At 61.7% G+C, this 16,138-nt stretch carries 14 protein-coding genes; 10 read left to right on the forward strand and 4 right to left on the reverse strand.

Annotated elements, in window-relative coordinates:
* Nucleotides 1-4: 4 nt before the first annotated feature.
* Both JFT85_RS28240 and JFT85_RS28245 read right to left on the reverse strand, forming a co-directional pair.
* Nucleotides 5-850: an ABC transporter permease gene (locus tag JFT85_RS28240; protein WP_201230836.1), complete on the reverse strand. Its 846-nt coding sequence runs from the start codon at nt 848-850 to the stop codon at nt 5-7.
* On the reverse strand, nt 847-1,875 hold the full coding sequence (locus JFT85_RS28245; protein WP_073637743.1) for an ABC transporter ATP-binding protein: 1,029 nt from the start codon (nt 1,873-1,875) through the stop codon (nt 847-849). The genes JFT85_RS28240 and JFT85_RS28245 overlap by 4 nt, the downstream gene beginning before the upstream one ends.
* A 242-nt stretch (nt 1,876-2,117) precedes the next feature.
* Here JFT85_RS28245 and JFT85_RS28250 point away from each other — a divergent pair, with 242 nt between their 5' ends.
* A complete protein-coding gene (locus tag JFT85_RS28250; RefSeq protein WP_201230837.1) occupies nt 2,118-2,948 on the forward strand; it encodes an IclR family transcriptional regulator in 831 nt (276 codons plus the stop codon).
* 120 nt (nt 2,949-3,068) lie between these two features.
* Here the strand turns inward: JFT85_RS28250 and JFT85_RS28255 are convergent, their stop codons facing one another.
* Both JFT85_RS28255 and JFT85_RS28260 read right to left on the reverse strand, forming a co-directional pair.
* Nucleotides 3,069-3,734 (reverse strand): response regulator, encoded by a 666-nt coding sequence (locus JFT85_RS28255; protein ID WP_053256610.1) that lies wholly within the window; start codon nt 3,732-3,734, stop codon nt 3,069-3,071.
* Nucleotides 3,709-7,092, reverse strand: a complete 3,384-nt coding sequence (locus JFT85_RS28260) for an ATP-binding protein (RefSeq protein ID WP_201230839.1) — start codon at nt 7,090-7,092, stop codon at nt 3,709-3,711. Before JFT85_RS28260 ends, JFT85_RS28255 begins: the two co-directional genes overlap by 26 nt.
* A 302-nt stretch (nt 7,093-7,394) precedes the next feature.
* Here JFT85_RS28260 and urtA point away from each other — a divergent pair, with 302 nt between their 5' ends.
* From urtA to JFT85_RS28305, 9 genes are all read left to right on the forward strand, one after another.
* Nucleotides 7,395-8,603, forward strand: a complete 1,209-nt coding sequence (gene urtA, locus JFT85_RS28265; RefSeq protein ID WP_053256608.1) for an urea ABC transporter substrate-binding protein — start codon at nt 7,395-7,397, stop codon at nt 8,601-8,603.
* Between the two features lie 136 nt (nt 8,604-8,739).
* Nucleotides 8,740-9,657, forward strand: coding sequence for an urea ABC transporter permease subunit UrtB (urtB, locus tag JFT85_RS28270; protein ID WP_053256607.1), 918 nt, complete (start codon nt 8,740-8,742; stop codon nt 9,655-9,657).
* Nucleotides 9,658-9,667: 10 nt separating this feature from the next.
* The gene (gene urtC / locus JFT85_RS28275; protein ID WP_201230841.1) at nt 9,668-10,828 is read left to right on the forward strand and encodes an urea ABC transporter permease subunit UrtC; all 1,161 of its coding nucleotides are present in this window, start codon (nt 9,668-9,670) and stop codon (nt 10,826-10,828) included.
* On the forward strand, nt 10,825-11,583 hold the full coding sequence (urtD, locus tag JFT85_RS28280) for an urea ABC transporter ATP-binding protein UrtD (protein ID WP_053256605.1): 759 nt from the start codon (nt 10,825-10,827) through the stop codon (nt 11,581-11,583). The genes urtC and urtD overlap by 4 nt, the downstream gene beginning before the upstream one ends.
* A gap of 10 nt (nt 11,584-11,593) precedes the next feature.
* Nucleotides 11,594-12,283 (forward strand): urea ABC transporter ATP-binding subunit UrtE, encoded by a 690-nt coding sequence (gene urtE, locus JFT85_RS28285; protein ID WP_069552693.1) that lies wholly within the window; start codon nt 11,594-11,596, stop codon nt 12,281-12,283.
* Nucleotides 12,284-12,501: 218 nt separating this feature from the next.
* Nucleotides 12,502-13,731, forward strand: coding sequence for a formamidase (fmdA, locus tag JFT85_RS28290; RefSeq protein WP_069552692.1), 1,230 nt, complete (start codon nt 12,502-12,504; stop codon nt 13,729-13,731).
* Nucleotides 13,732-13,733: 2 nt separating this feature from the next.
* Nucleotides 13,734-14,081, forward strand: coding sequence for an FmdB family zinc ribbon protein (locus tag JFT85_RS28295; RefSeq protein ID WP_053256602.1), 348 nt, complete (start codon nt 13,734-13,736; stop codon nt 14,079-14,081).
* Between the two features lie 15 nt (nt 14,082-14,096).
* Nucleotides 14,097-15,140: an aliphatic amidase gene (locus JFT85_RS28300; protein WP_053256601.1), complete on the forward strand. Its 1,044-nt coding sequence runs from the start codon at nt 14,097-14,099 to the stop codon at nt 15,138-15,140.
* A 3-nt stretch (nt 15,141-15,143) separates the two neighbouring features.
* A complete protein-coding gene (locus tag JFT85_RS28305; RefSeq protein WP_053256600.1) occupies nt 15,144-16,127 on the forward strand; it encodes an AAA family ATPase in 984 nt (327 codons plus the stop codon).
* Nucleotides 16,128-16,138: the final 11 nt, after the last annotated feature.

Genomic DNA, 16,138 nt, shown 5'->3' on the forward strand with positions numbered 1-16,138 from the left:
GCGCTTAAACCCCCAGGGACTTTTTGTAGCGGCTTTCGACCATGCGGTTCCAGCTCAGCATGATCAGCAGATTGACCAACAGCAGCACCACCGCGATGGTCGCGCCCATGGGCCAGTTGAGTTCCGAGAGGTACTGGTCGTACACCACGGTGGCGACCATTTTCAGGCGGCGCCCGCCAAGCAGGCCGGGGATCGCAAACGAACTGGCGGCCAGGCCGAACACGATCAGGGTGCCCGAGAGCACGCCGGGCATGACCTGCGGCAACACGATCTTGCGCATGACCGTGGCCTGGCTCGCACCCAGCGACAGGGCGGCCTGTTCGGCCGACGGGTCGAGCTTTTGCAGCGAGGTCCACACCGGAATGATCATGAACGGCAGCATCACGTGCACCAGCGCGATGATCACCGCAAACGGCGTATACAGCAGTTTCACCGGGCGCCCGCCGAGCGCCTGGATCACCTGGTTCACCAGCCCGTCGGCACCGAGCAGCAGGCTCCAGCCGAAGGCGCGCACCACCACCGAAATCAACAGCGGCGTGAGGATCAGGATCAGGAAGATCGAGCGCCACGGGGTGCCCATGCGGCTGAGGATGTAGGCCTCGGGCACGCCGATGACCACGCACAACAAGGTCACCAAGGCACTGATCCAGAAGGTGCGCCAGAAGATCTCGTAAAAGTACGAGTCACTGAACAGCGACAGGTAATGCGCGACGGTCCACTGATCGGCCTTCACGCCGACCTGGTAGTCGAACACGTTGAACGACAGCACCAGCGTCATCAGCAGCGGCAGGATCAACAGCCCGGTAAACAGCACCAGGGCCGGTAACGACAACACATAACCCCGACTCATGCGCGCACCTCATCCGCCGCCAACACGCGCAGCAGCCCGGCGTGCCAGTCCAGGCCCACCGCGGCGCCGCAAGCGAGCGGCGCGCTGCCGTCGTTGCTGCGCACCACGGTGATTTCACCCAGAGGGGTATGGACGCGGTACAGCCATTGGCTGCCGAAGAAGTAACTGTCGAGGACCTTGCCTTGCACGCGCCCGGTGCCGGCGTCCACCAGGGTGATTTTTTCCGGGCGCAGGCTCAGGGTCAGTTCACCTGCGCCGCTGATGTAACGCACCTGGGGGGCGCCGAGTTCGTCATAGTCGCCCGGCAACAGGTTGGCTTTGCCGACAAAATCCGAGATGAAGCGCGTGCGCGGGTGCTCATACAGGTTGTACGGCGCGTCGATCTGGGTCACGCGCCCGGCCTGCATCACCACCACGCGGTCGCTGATGGACAGCGCTTCGGCCTGGTCGTGGGTGACCATCAAGGTGGTGATGCCCACGGCGCACTGGATGCGGCGAATTTCAAACTGCATTTCTTCGCGCAAGTTGGCGTCAAGGTTGGACAGCGGTTCGTCGAGCAGCAACACCGGCGGCTCGATCACCAAGGCGCGGGCCAGGGCCACACGCTGGCGTTGGCCGCCGGACAGTTCACGCGGGTAGCGCTCGGCGTGGGGCGCCAGGCGCACCAGCTCGAGCACGGTTTTGACTTTGCTGGCGATCTCGGCGACCGGCACTTTGCGCATCTTCAGGCCGAAGGCGACGTTGTCGCGCACGGTCATGTGCGGGAACAGCGCGTAGCTTTGGAACACCACACCCAGGCCACGGCTGGCGGGCTTGGCGTGGGTGATGTCACGCCCGTCGAGCAGAATCTGCCCGCCGCTCACGTCGACGAAACCGGCGATCATTTGCAGGGTGGTGGTCTTGCCGCATCCCGAGGGGCCGAGCAGGGAAACGAACTCGCCTTTTTCCACCGCAAGGTCGGTAGCGACCACCGCGTCGACGGCGCCGTAGCGTTTGCTCAAGGCGTTGAGTTGGAGAAATGCCATGTCTGCGTTCCACCTTTTTTGAGTCGCGTCGAAACGCGCTTTTTTGTTTTGGGCAGATGCGAAAAGAGTGTTGCGGGTGCGTTGGCGCTCGATCTCGAGTCGGCTGCCATTTGTTGTTCATTTCGCCCCTGTGGACGCAGATTAGGACGAAGACTAGGATGGGCGAAAGATGGAATTTCACTGAATGGACTATTATTTTCAGTTTTATTCATTCACTAGAATTTATGCCTGGGTTTAGCCTTATGGATTCCACTGAGCGGAATGAAACCAGTAAAGAAGTCGGTGCGGGCGGCGTGTCTCGGCTGTTCGCGCTGCTGCGCACCTTGGGCGAGGTGCCGGAAGGCGGCGAACGGGTGACCCAACTCGCGCAACAGGTCGGCTTGTCCCAACCCACCACCCACCGCCTGCTGCGCAGCCTGATGGACGAAGGCATGGTCGAGCAGGACGCACGCAGCAAACGCTATCGCCTGAGCCTGGAGTTTTTCGCGCTGGCAGCCAACGCGGGCAAGACCGGCAACCTGCGCGACCTGGTACGGCCGAGCATGTTGCGCCTGAGTGCTTCCCTCGGCGATTCGCTGTTCCTGCTCGCGCGCAGCGGCTTTGATGCGATCTGCCTGGACCGCAGCGAGGGGCCCTATCCGATCCGTACGTTTACCGGCGATATCGGTGGGCGCGTGGCGTTGGGCGTGGGGCAGGGCAGCTTGGCGATTCTGGCGTTCTTGCCGGAGGAAGAGCGTGAGACGGTGATTCGCTACAACCTGCCACGCCTCAAGGACTTTCACCTGTATGACGAAGTGCTGCTGCGCTCGGAGGTCGAGAACGTACGGCGCCTGGGCTATGCAGCGCGCAATACCGGGGTGTTGGAAGGCATGGCGGGGGTGGCGGTGCCGATTCTGAATCGGGATGGGCATGCGGTGGCGGCGCTGAGTGTGGCGACCATCAGTGATCGGTTGGGGACGAGCCGCTTGCCAATGGTGGTTGAGTTGCTCAAGCGCGAAGCGGCGGCGATTGGGCCGAGGATCAACCCGTTTGATCCGACCCTGCGCAGGCCGTCGCAGACCTTCGGTGGGTAATCCGTCTGCGCCACGATGAAGCACCCGTGTGGGAGCGGGTTTGCTCGCGAATGCGATAGATCAGTTATGGATAGGTCAACTGACACACCGCTTTCGCGAGCAAGCCCGCTCCCTCCGTGTTCAGATCGCCGCCAGGGCCACGGACGTCGCGGCCGTGCGAGTCTCCACACCCAACTTCACGTACACATGCTCCAGGTGCTTGTTCACCGTCCTGGGGCTCAACCCCAAAATATCGCCGATATCCCGATTGGTCTTGCCGCACGCCACCCAGCGCAGCACTTCCACCTCGCGCTCGGTCAGTTGGAACCTGGCCGACAACAGCCGCTGCGCTGGCGCGTCTTCCAGGGTCAGCACACTCGGCTGCGTCGCCGCCCGTGCCGAGAGCAAGATGCGTGAGGTGCGCAAATGCGCTGCCACCCGTGCCAATACTTCGTCGGTCTGGATCGGCTTGGTCACATAGTCGCTGCCGCCCACTTCAAAGCCCTGCACCACATGCTTGCTGTCGGTCAGCCCGGTCATGAACACCACCGGGATGTCGGCGCTGGCGGGCTGCGCCTTGAGCCGCCGGCAGGTTTCGAAGCCATCCAGGCCGGGCATCATCGCGTCCAGCAGGATCAGGTCCGGGCGCCGTCGTTGCACGCGGTTCAGTGCGCTGAGGCCGTCGAGGGCGACCAGCACCATGTAGCCGGCGTCGTCGAGTGCATCGGAGAGCATGGCGAGGTTGTCCGGGGTGTCGTCGACGATCAGCACCACGCCGGGTTCAGTGCTGCGGGTGAGTGCATTCATCTTCGGCCTCCTTGAGGGTTCGGTTGAGTTCATCCAGGCGGAAACCCTTGAGCAAACCGCGCACTTTGCTGATGAATGCTTCAGTGTCCGGGCGGTGTTCAAGGATCTTGTCGAGTTTGTCGTGCAGGCCGCGCACATAGCCGATGGCGCTGAGTTCGGCGAGCGCGGCGAGGTCTTCAGGGCTGGGCAGGACCCTGGGCGGCGCCGGCGCCCTGGAGGTCTTGGTGCGGCGTAACCACTGCAACTGCAGATGCTGTTGCAGGCGCCCCAGCAGCTCCGGGGTGCGCACCGGCTTGGCCAGGTAGTCATTGCAGGCGGCGGCGATGCTGCGTTCGCGGTCGTCGGTAAAGGCGTTGGCCGAGATCACAATAATCGGCGCGCTGGACAGCGCGTTGCGGCGGATCAAACGGCTGGTTTCCAAGCCATCCAGCGTCGGCATCGACAAGTCCATCAGGATCAAGTCCGGTGCCAGCAACGCCACCTGGCGAATCGCCTCCTGGCCGTTACTGGCCTGGATCACTTCAAAACCCAAGGGGGTGAGCATGCCGCTCAGCACCTTGCGATGGTCGACGTGGTCGTCCACCACCAGGATGCGTCGGCGCGCACCCTGATAGCCGATGATGTCGTGCTCCACATGCACCACCGCTTGCGGCGCGCGCACCTGGGAAAGAAACAGCCGCACCTGGAAGCACGTGCCCTTGTCGAGTTCGCTGGAGACCCGCAGTTCACCGCCCATTAACGAGGTGAGCATGCGTGTGATGGTCAGCCCGAGGCCCACGCCCTTGTCCTGGCGCATTAAATCGCCGCGTTCGAACGGCTGGAAAATCCGTTCGATCTGCTCCGGATCAATCCCGATGCCGGTGTCGATGATTTCAAAATTGGCGGTCTCGCGCATGTAGCTGACCCGCAGGCACACCTCACCGCTGTCGGTAAAATTCACCGCGTTGCCCAGCAGGTTGATCAGGATCTGCCGCACGCGCTTTTCATCGCCACGCACCACGGCCGGGATCTTGCCCACGCAGTCGAGGCGAAAGCGCAGGCCCTTGTCCTGCGCCTGCGGAGTAAACATCTGCTCCAGGTCGTGAATCAGCTCCGGGAAGGGGATTTCGGTGAGTTCCAGGCGCAGCTTGCCGGCCTCGATCTTGGCCACGTCGAGCAGGCCGTCGATCAGCGACAACAGGTGCGAGCCGCTGCGCAGGATGGTCGCCAGGGCGTCCTGATGCTGCTCGGGCATAGCGTTGTCGCGCTGCAGTATTTGGGTAAAACCGAGGATGCTGTTGAGCGGCGTGCGCAGTTCGTGGGACAGCCCGGTGACGTAGCGGCTCTTGGCGGCATTTGCCGCTTCAGAGGCTTCCTTGGCCTGTTGCAGGGCTTGGTCGGTGAGGCTGTGGGCGTCGATTTCCTGCATCAAAAGCAGGGTCTGGCGGTCGGATTCTTCCTGGGCGACACGCCGGCTTTCGCGGGTCAGCACCACCCACCAGGCGAGTACGGCAGCGAATACCGAGAGCGTGAGAAACGCCTTGAAGAACGCCTGATACAGCGTCTCTGAATGCGGCAGCCCCTGGGCAGCCTGAACGTAGATCAGAGCCAGGGCCCCCGCGAGCAGCAGCACCAGAACCAATAACAACCCCAGATAATGTGCCAGCCGGGTATGCAGGCGGGGCATCAACGTGTTCGGCAACAGCCAGCGCAATGCGCTTTCAAACTGGCTGACCAGCCGGGCGTGGGGCTTGCAGCGATCACCGCAACGAGCATCCAGCGAGCAGCACAGTGAGCAGATGGGCGTGCTGTAGGCCGGGCAGAACGCCATGTCGGCGGTTTCGAACGGGTTGCTGCACAGGCCGCAGACCGCGTGGGTGGCAGGCGCCACCGGATGAATCAGTTGGACATCACTGGTGCGGGCGATGTAGTACTTGCCTCGGGTCAGCCAGGCCAACAGCGGCGCCATGATCAGCGCAGTGCCCAGCGCGACGAAGGGCGGCGCGGCCTGGGCGAGTGCGCCGAACACACCGAAGTGGGCGAGGATCGACAGCAATGAAGCGATCAGCATTGAGCCGACGCCCACCGGGTTGATGTCATAGAGGTGGGCGCGCTTGAACTCGATGTGTTGGGGCGACAGGCCCAAGGGCTTGTTGATGACCAGGTCGGCCACCAGCGTGCCGATCCAGGCAATCGCGATGTTGGCGTAGAGCCCCAGCACCTGGTCGATGACATCGAACACGCCAAGCTCCATCAGCATCAGCGCAATCGCCACGTTGAACACCAACCACACCACCCGGCCGGGGTGGCTGTGGGTTACGCGGGCGAAGAAGTTCGACCAGGCCAGGGAACCGGCGTAGGCGTTGGTCAGGTTGATCTTCATCTGGGAGATGAACACGAACAGCACCATCGCGCCGAGCGCCCATTCCGGCGAGCTGAACACGTAGCGGAACGCGACGAGGTACATCTGGGTCGGCTCGGCGGCGCGTTCCATGGGGATTTCATGTTGCAGGGCAAGGAAGGCCAGGAAGGCGCCCGCGAACATTTTCAACGCCCCGGGGATGATCCAGCCGGGCCCGGCACAGAGCAGCGCGGCCCACCAGCGTTTGCGGTTGGCGGCGGTTTTTTCCGGCAGAAAGCGTAGGTAGTCGACCTGTTCGCCAATCTGCGTCACCAGCGACAGCGCCACCGTGCAGGCGGCGCAGAACGCCAACAGGTTGAAACCACCGCCGTCGCCACTGCGCCCGACGAAACTGGTCCAGTCGCTGAAGGCATCGGGGTTCTTCCACCACACGAAGCCGTAGGGCAGCACCAGCAACAGCAGCCAGACCGGTTGCGTCCACAGTTGCAGGCGGCTGATCAGGGTGACGCCGTAGGCCACCAGCGGAATCACCAGCAGCGAGCAAATGACATAGGCGATGGCCAACGGGATATGAAAATACAACTCCAGCGCCAGGGCCATGATCGCCGCTTCCAGGGCGAAGAACAGGAAGGTGAAGCTGGCGTAGATCAGCGAGGTGATGGTTGAGCCGATGTAGCCGAAGCCGGCGCCGCGGGTCAGCAGGTCCATGTCCACGCCGTAACGCGCCGCGTAATAGCTGATGGGCAGGCCGGTGAGGAAGATCACCAGGCTGATCGCGAGGATCGCCCAAAAGGTGTTGGTGAAGCCGTAACTCAAGGCCAGGACACCGCCGATGGCTTCCAGCGCCAGGAACGACACGGCGCCCAGGGCGGTGTTGGCGATGCGCAGTTCCGACCATTTGCGAAAGGATTTTGGCGTGTAGCGCAGAGCATAGTCTTCCATGGTCTCGTCGGCGACCCAGGTGTTGTAGTCGCGGCGGATCTTGACGATGCGCTGAGTGCCAGGGGTGGGGTGCACGGTGGGAGGCTCCGCAGAGTGGGCAAGTTTAAATGAGCAAGTTCCATGCCCCGATTCAAAATGTAGGCACTGGCTTGCCTGCGACAGCGCTGGGTCAACCCCTGCAGATGCAGCCTGATACACCGCCATCGCAGGCAAGCCGGCTCCCGCATTGATCGAGGGTGTCCGGGCGGTCGGGATCCTGCTCGAAAATAGTGCGCAGCGGCATACGTCAAATGACGTACACCGTTACGTCAGGCTGCGTATACCCGCGCTGGCGCGCTGCCGCCATGCTGGAACCCTCATTGCAGAGGAGTCGCCCCATGGCACCACGATTGATCCGCTCCAAACCCCTCTTGGCCTTGTCATTGCTGGCGGCCGCGCTGTTCAGCCAGGGCGTGCTGGCTGATAACGAAGGCCTGGCCGTGACCCCTACCGAAGTGACCGTCGGCCAGTTGCACTCGGCCACCGGCACCATGGCGATTTCCGAAACCGGCTCGATTCAGGCCGAGCGTCTGGCTATCGAGCAGATCAACGCCTCAGGCGGGATTCTGGGACGGCAGATCAAGGTCATCCAGGAAGACGGCGCCTCCGACTGGCCGACCTTCGCTGAAAAAGCCAAGAAGCTGCTGGTCAACGATAAAGTCGCCGCCGTATTCGGCTGCTGGACCTCGGCTTCGCGCAAAGCCGTGCTGCCGATCTTCGAGAAAGAAAACGGCTTGCTCTACTACCCGACCTTCTATGAAGGCCTGGAACAGTCGAAAAACGTGATCTACACCGGCCAGGAAGCTACCCAGCAAATCCTCGCCAGCCTCGACTGGATCGCCAAGACCAAAGGTGCCAAGACGTTCTACCTGGTCGGCTCGGACTACATCTGGCCGCGCACCTCGATGAAGATCGCGCGCAAGCACATCGAAAACGTACTGCACGGCACCGTGGTCGGCGAAGATTACTACCCGCTGGGCAATACCCAGTTCGGCTCGCTGATCAACAAGGTCAAGCTGAAGAAACCGGACGTGGTGTTCGCGGCCGTGGTCGGTGGTTCCAACGTGGCGTTCTACAAACAACTGAATGCGGCGGGTGTGAACGCCGCCAAGCAAACCTTGCTGACCCTGTCGGTGACCGAGGATGAATTGCTCGGCATTGGCGGCGAAAACATGGCCGGTTTCTACGCCTCGATGAAGTACTTCCAGAGCCTGGACAACCCCAACAACAAAGCCTTCGTCGAAGCCTTCAAGGCCAAGTACGGCAAGGATGCGGTGATCGGCGACGTGACCCAGGCGGCCTACCTCGGCCCATGGTTGTGGAAAGCCGCGGTGGAGAAGGCCGGCAGTTTCGACGTGGATAAAGTCGTGGCCGCCTCGCCGGGCATCGAGCTGAAAACCGCGCCGGAAGGCTACGTGAAGATCCACGAGAACCATCACCTGTGGAGCAAGTCGCGTATCGGTGAAGTGCAGCCCAACGGCCAGTTCAAAGTGATCTACGAGTCGGATCTGATTGAGCCGAACCCGTTCCCCAAAGGCTATCAATAACACCGGGGCCGGCACTGATCCAACTGTGGCAACTGGCTTTATGTGGGAGCTGGCTGGCCTGCATCGCAGGCCAGCCAGCTTCCACATAAATCAACAGCAGAATGCATCTCAACCTCCCGCTCAGGAGACCATCATCATGGAATGGCTATCGGAATTTGGGGCCATCGCGGCAATGCAGGGGTTCAACGGCCTGTCCGTGTTCTGCGTGCTGTTGCTGATGGCATTGGGGCTGGCAATCATCTTTGGCCAGATGGGCGTGATCAACATGGCTCACGGTGAATTCCTGACCATCGGCGCCTACACCACCTACGTGTGCTCCAGCCTCACCGCACACTTTGCGCCGAGCTTCCAACCCTATTACTTCTTCTTCGCCATCGCCCTGTCATTCCTCGTCGCCGGCGCCGTCGGCTGGCTGGTGGAGTGGGCGATGATCAGCCGTTTGTACAAGCGGCCGCTGGACACCTTGCTCGCCACGTGGGGCTTGTCGCTGGTGATGCAGCAAACCTTCCGTTCGGTGTTTGGCGCCCGTGAAGTCAGCGCCGAACCACCGGCCTGGCTGATGGGCTCGGTGAACTTCACCGACGCCATCGAAATCCCGCGCAACGGCCTGTTCATGATGGGCCTGACCTTGCTGCTGACCGCCGCAATCTTCCTCATGCTGTACCGCTCGCGCTGGGGCTTGCAGGTGCGCGCCACGGTACAGAATCGCCTGATGAGCCGTGCCGTGGGCATCAATACGCGCAAGGTCGACCGCATGACATTCGCCCTCGGTTGCGGCGTCGCCGGTGTGGCGGGCGCGGCCTTCACCACCATCGGCTCCACCGGGCCGACGGCGGGTTCGCAGTACATCGTCGATACCTTCCTGGTGGTGGTGTTCGGCGGCGCGCAAAGCCTGTTCGGCACCATCGCCTCGGCGTTCGTGATTGCCCAGACCCAATCGCTGTCGGAGTTTTTCCTCAGTGGCTCGATGGCCAAGGTGCTGACCTTGTCGTCGGTGATTCTGATCCTGATGCTGCGCCCGCAAGGGTTGTTCTCCATCAAAGTGCGCAAGTAGAGGCGAGCAGATGAAGGCTTTAGACAAGCTGCTGGGCGGCCAGCAAAACCTGATCGGCATTGTGCTGTTGGCGCTGCTGATCCTGGTGGTATTTCCCCTGACCCTGGATGCGTTTCGCCTGAACATGGTCGGCAAGTACCTGACCTACGCGTTCGTCGCGGTGGGGCTGGTGCTGTGCTGGGGCTATGGCGGGATTCTCAGCCTGGGGCAGGGCGTGTTCTTCGGAGTGGGTGGCTACTGCATGGCGATGTTCCTCAAGCTGGAAGCCTCGGACCCCGAAAGCACCAAGATCCAATCCACGCCGGGCATTCCGGACTTCATGGACTGGAACCAGATCACCGAGTTGCCTTGGCTGTGGCAGCCGTTCCACAGTTTCAGCTTTACCCTGGTGACGGTGATTGCGGTGCCGGTGCTGCTGGCCTTCATTATCGGCATGGCGCTGTTCAAGCGCCGCGTGGGCGATGTGTATTTTTCCATCGTTACCCAGGCGATTGCGCTGATCCTCACGGTGCTGATCGTCGGCCAGCAAGGCCTGACGGGCGGCGTCAACGGCATCACCGACCTCAAGACCCTGCTCGGCTGGGACCTGCGCACCGACAGCGCGAAAATGATCCTGTATTTCATCAACGCCGGTTTGCTGTTCGGCTGCATCTTTATGGGCCGCTTCATTCTGGCGTCCAAGCTCGGCCGGCTGCTGATGGCCATGCGCGACAAAGAGGAGCGTGTGCGCTTCTCCGGCTATGACGTGGCCAGCTTCAAGATCTTCGTGTTCTGTGTGGCTGCCGCGTTCTCGGCGATTGGCGGGGCGATGTTTGCCTTGCAGGTGGGCTTTATGTCGCCGTCGTTCGTCGGCATCGTGCCGTCGATCGAGATGGTGATCTTCGCTGCTGTGGGCGGGCGCATGTCGTTGCTCGGCGCGGTGTATGGCGCGCTCTTGGTGAACTACGGCAAGACCTACTTTTCCGAGTCCTTCCCGGAACTGTGGCTGTACCTGATGGGCGGGCTGTTTATCGCCGTGGTCATGTACTTTCCCAACGGTTTGGCCGGTTTGTGGGAGAGCCATGGACGCCAGGCTCTGGCGACATTGCTACGGCGCAAACCGGTGGTGAAAGCCGCCGCATCCGTGGCCAAACCCAAGACCGAAAGCAAAATCCTGGAGACCCAGCCATGACCGCCGTCGGCTTTGAAATGAATAAACCGGTGCTGGCTATTGAAGGCCTCACGGTGTCGTTCGACGGCTTCAAGGCGGTCGACAACCTCAACCTGTATATCGACCGTAACGAAGTGCGCGTGGTGATCGGCCCCAATGGCGCCGGCAAAACCACCGTGCTCGACCTGATCTGCGGCAAGACCCGCGCCACCAGCGGCAGCATCCAGTTTGACGGCCAGGAACTGACCAGGATGCGCGAGTACAACATTGTGCGCGCTGGGGTGGGGCGTAAATTTCAGAACCCGTCGATCTACGAAAACCTCACGGTGTTTGAAAACCTTGAGATGTCTTATCCCGCCGGCCGCAAGGTTTGGGGCGCACTGTTTTTCAAGCGCAACGCGCAAGTGATCGCGCGGGTGGAAGAGGTGGCGCGGGAGATCTTCCTTGGCGATTTGCTGCAGCAACAGGCCGACCTCTTGTCCCATGGGCAAAAGCAGTGGCTGGAAATCGGCATGCTGCTGATGCAAGACCCCGAGTTGTTGATGCTCGATGAGCCGGTGGCGGGCATGAGCGTCAACGAGCGCGCGCAAACCGCCGAGCTGCTCAAACGCATCAGCCAGGGGCGTTCGGTGCTGGTGATCGAGCACGACATGGAATTCGTCAAAAGCATTGCCCACAAAGTCACGGTGCTGCACCAGGGCAAGGTGCTGGCCGAGGGCAGCATGGAGTCGGTGCAAAACAACCCTAAAGTTATCGAAGTGTATTTGGGCCACTGAGGAATCCGGCATGTTCAAGATTGACCAGTTGTCCTGCGGCTACGGCCAGAGCCAGATCCTCCACGACCTGGACCTGAACGTGGCCAAGCGTGAAATCGTCGCGGTGATGGGCCGCAACGGCATGGGCAAGACCACCCTGTTCAAAAGCCTGATGGGCATCCTGCCGCAGTGGAAAGGCCAGGTCAGCGTGGACGGGCACGATGTGTCGGCGCTGGAAACCCACGAGCGGGTGGCGCGCGGTATCGCCTATGTGCCCCAGGGGCGCATGATTTTCCCGAGCATGACGGTGCTCGAAAATATCCAGACCGGTTTGCCGGCATCCGCGCGGGGCAGGGTGCCAGAGGACTTGTATGCGTTGTTCCCGGTGTTGCATGACATGCAGTCGCGCAAAGGCGGCAACCTCTCGGGTGGGCAACAGCAGCAGTTGGCGATTGCGCGGGCGCTGGCGACCAACCCCAAGGTGTTGTTGCTGGATGAGCCTACGGAGGGGATTCAGCCGTCGATCATCAAGGACATTGCGCGCACGTTGAAAGAGATTCGCAACCTGCGGGACTTGACCATTGTGGTGTCCGAGCAGGTGTTGTCGTTCACCCTGGAAATCGCCGACCGATTCCTGGTGATTGAAAAGGGCCGCTTCGTGATCGAAGAAACCCGGGATCGGGTGGACGAGGCGACCATCAGCCGCTACCTGTCCGTCTAATCAATACCGATCAAATGTGGGAGCGAGCAAGCCCGCGAATAGGGTGTACCAGTCGACATATCTGTTAACTGACACACCGTATTCGCGGGCAAGCCCGCTCCCACAGTCGTTCTGCGTCCGCTCTGAAAAACTCATACGTCATCCAACGTATTCCCCGTTTCCCCCGGCTCCACGAGACTGGATCGAACGTACCACGCCATCCGTCCAGGAGCCAGTCCATGACCGAAACGCTGATCAAAGTCGACCTCAACCAGCCTGTCACCGAAAACGAAAATATCCATAACCGCTGGCACCCGGATATCCCGATGGCCTGTTGGGTCAAGCCCGGCGATGACTTCATCCTGGAGACCTACGACTGGACCGCCGGTGCGATCAAGAACAACGACGACGCCAGCGATGTGCGTGATGTGGACCTGTCCACCGTGCATTACCTCTCCGGCCCGGTGGGTGTGCACGGCGCCGAGCCGGGCGACCTGCTGGTGGTGGACTTGCTCGACATCGGCGCCAAGGCCGATTCGCAGTGGGGCTTCAACGGTTTCTTCTCGCGGCAGAACGGCGGTGGTTTCCTCACCGATCATTTCCCCAGCGCGCAAAAAGCCATCTGGGATTTCAAGGGCATGTTCACTAGCTCGCGGCACATTCCGGGGGTTAACTTTGCCGGCCTGATCCATCCCGGCCTGATCGGGTGCCTGCCCGACCCGGTGATGCTCGCCGACTGGAACCGCCGCGAGCAGCAATTGATCGACACCGACCCGACCCGCGTGCCGCCGCTGGCGAATGCGCCGCTGGCGGCCACCGCGCATATGGGCAAGCTCAAGGGCCCGGCGCGCGATGCCGCCGCTGCGACCGGCGCACGCACCGTGCCGCCGCGTGAACATGGCGGTAACTGCGATATCAAGGATTTGTCCCGCGGTTCGAAGATCTTCTTTCCGGTCTATGTCAACGGTGCCGGGCTATCGGTGGGTGACTTGCACTTCAGCCAGGGCGACGGCGAAATCACCTTTTGCGGCGCCATCGAAATGGCCGGCTGGGTGCATATGAAAGTCGAGCTGATCAAGGGCGGCATGGCCAAGTACGGGATCAAGAACCCGGTATTCAAACCGAGCCCGGTCACTCCGAACTACAAGAACTATCTGATCTTCGAAGGCATCTCGGTGGACGAGCAAGGCCAGCAGCACTACCTGGACGTCAACGTCGCCTACCGTCAGGCCTGCCTGAATGCGATCAACTACCTGACCAAGTTCGGCTACTCGCCGGCCCAGGGTTACGCACTGCTCGGATCGGCGCCGGTGCAGGGGCACATCAGCGGCGTGGTGGACATTCCAAACGCATGCGCCACCTTGTGGTTGCCGACGGAAATCTTCGAGTTCGACATCAACCCCAACGCCAACGGGCCGACGAAATTCCTCGACGGCAGTATCGACCTGCCCATCGCCCCGGACCTGTAGCCATGCCGACCTACGAATACGCCTGCCCAGCGTGCGGCACGTTCACCCTGCTGCGGCCAATCGCCCAGCGCCACGCACCCAGCCAGTGCCCCTACTGTGACGGGCCGGGCGGGCAACTGAGGGTGTCGGCGCCGGCGTTGCAGACCCTGTCGGCCAACCAGCGCAAGGCGATCGCCGGCAACGAACGCAGCGCCCACGCACCGCAAACCGTCGGTGAGTACCAGGAAAGCCGACGGCACCCCGCGGGTTGCAGCTGCTGCGGCACCAGCAAGCCGGTGGAACCGAGTAAGGCTAACCCGTTGGGCCTCAAGACCCGGACCGGGCCACGGCCGTGGATGATCAGTCACTAGACCAGGAGTGTTGTTATGCGTCATGGCGATATTTCCAGCAGCCCGGACACCGTCGGTGTCGCGGTGGTGAACTACAAGATGCCGCGCCTGCACGCCAAGGCCGAGGTGATCGATAACGCGCAGAAAATTGCCGAGATTATTCTCGGCATGAAACAGGGCCTGCCAGGCATGGACCTGGTGGTGTTCCCGGAATACAGCACCATGGGCATCATGTACGACCACGACGAGATGATGGCCACCGCCGCGAGTATTCCCGGCGAAGAGACGGCGATTTTCTCGGCGGCGTGCCGTCAGGCCAATACGTGGGGCGTGTTTTCCCTGACCGGTGAGCGTCACGAAGAACACCCCCGCAAGGCGCCTTACAACACCTTGGTGCTGATCAATAACCTCGGCGAAATCGTGCAGCGTTACCGCAAGTGCATTCCCTGGTGCCCTATCGAAGGCTGGTATCCGGGGGATCGCACCTATGTGTGCGAGGGGCCCAAAGGCATGAAGATCAGCCTGATCATCTGCGACGACGGCAATTACCCGGAGATCTGGCGCGACTGTGCGATGAAGGGCGCCGAATTGATCGTGCGCTGCCAGGGCTACATGTACCCGGCCAAGGAGCAGCAGGTGCAGATGTCCAAGAGCATGGCCTGGGCGAATAACTGCTACGTGGCGGTGGCGAATGCGGCAGGGTTCGACGGGGTGTATTCGTACTTCGGTCACTCGGCGATCATCGGCTTTGATGGGCGCACATTGGGCGAGTGCGGCGAGGAAGAGATGGGCATTCAGTACGCCCAGCTTTCTGTGTCACAGATCCGTGATGCGCGGGCCAACGACCAGTCGCAGAATCACTTGTTCAAGCTGTTGCACCGTGGCTACACCGGTATGCATGCCTCTGGCGATGGCGACAAGGGGGTGGCCGACTGCCCCTTCGAGTTCTACCGCACCTGGGTGCTGGACGCGCAAAAAGCCCAGGAGAACGTCGAGAAAATCACCCGCAGCACGCTGGGCGTCGCCGAGTGCCCGGTGGGGCAGTTGCCCCATGGCGGGACAGAAAAAACAGCGGGGTAGGGCATGCGCTTTACCTTTGAACCGGCCCAGGTGATGGCGTTGCTGCGTAGCCGTATTGTTGGGCAGGAGGCCGCGCTGGCCGAGGTTGAGCGCTTGCTCAGGGTGGTCAAGGCTGATATCGGTGAGCGTGACCGCCCCTTGAGCGTCAACTTGTTCATGGGGCCGACCGGCGTCGGCAAAACTGAAATCGTGCGCCTGCTTGCCCAGGCGTTGCACGGTCGCACCGACGGCTTTTGCCGGATCGACATGCACACCCTGGCCCAGGAACATTACGCCGCCGCGCTCACTGGCGCGCCACCGGGGTATGTAGGCAGCAAGGAAGGCATCAGCCTGTTCAACAGCGAGTTGATCCAAGGCACCTACAGTCGCCCCGGTATCGTGTTGTTCGATGAACTGGAGAAAGCCAGCCAGGAAGTGGTGCGCAGCTTGCTCGGCATTCTGGAAAACGGTCAGCTGACGTTGGCCGGTGGCACGCGCACCCTGGACTTTCGCAACAGCCTGATCTTCATGACCAGCAATATCGGCGCGCCACAGGCACGTCGTCATCGTCAGCGGTTTGCCCAGGGCTGGCGGCGCTTGCTGCGCGTCTTTGTGCGGAATGAGGCGGCGGTGCTGGAAGACGCGTTGCACAGCCACTTCGAACCCGAGTTTCTCAACCGTATCGACCGCATCCTGATGTTCGAACCTATCGACAGCCGCTGGCTGGACGCGCTGTTGGAGGTGGAGCTTGAGAAACTCAACCAACGCTTGGCGGCGCATCAGCGCTCGTTAAGCGTGGATGCGCCGGCGAGAATGTGGCTGTGTCGCCGGCACGATGCACGGTTTGGCGCACGCGCGCTGGGCCGACGCCTGCGGGTAGAACTGGAACCGGCGATTGCCGAGTGCTTGCTCAGTGACCCCACGGTGCAAAGGATGCGCGCGACGCTGCACGGCGAGCGTTTGCATGTTTCACGACAATCGCCTTGCACGCTGGAAAATGACGCCTAATATGATCCGGG

The sequence above is a fragment of the Pseudomonas sp. TH04 genome (genome assembly GCF_016651355.1).
In the GTDB taxonomy this organism is placed as follows: Bacteria; Pseudomonadota; Gammaproteobacteria; order Pseudomonadales; family Pseudomonadaceae; genus Aquipseudomonas; species Aquipseudomonas fluorescens.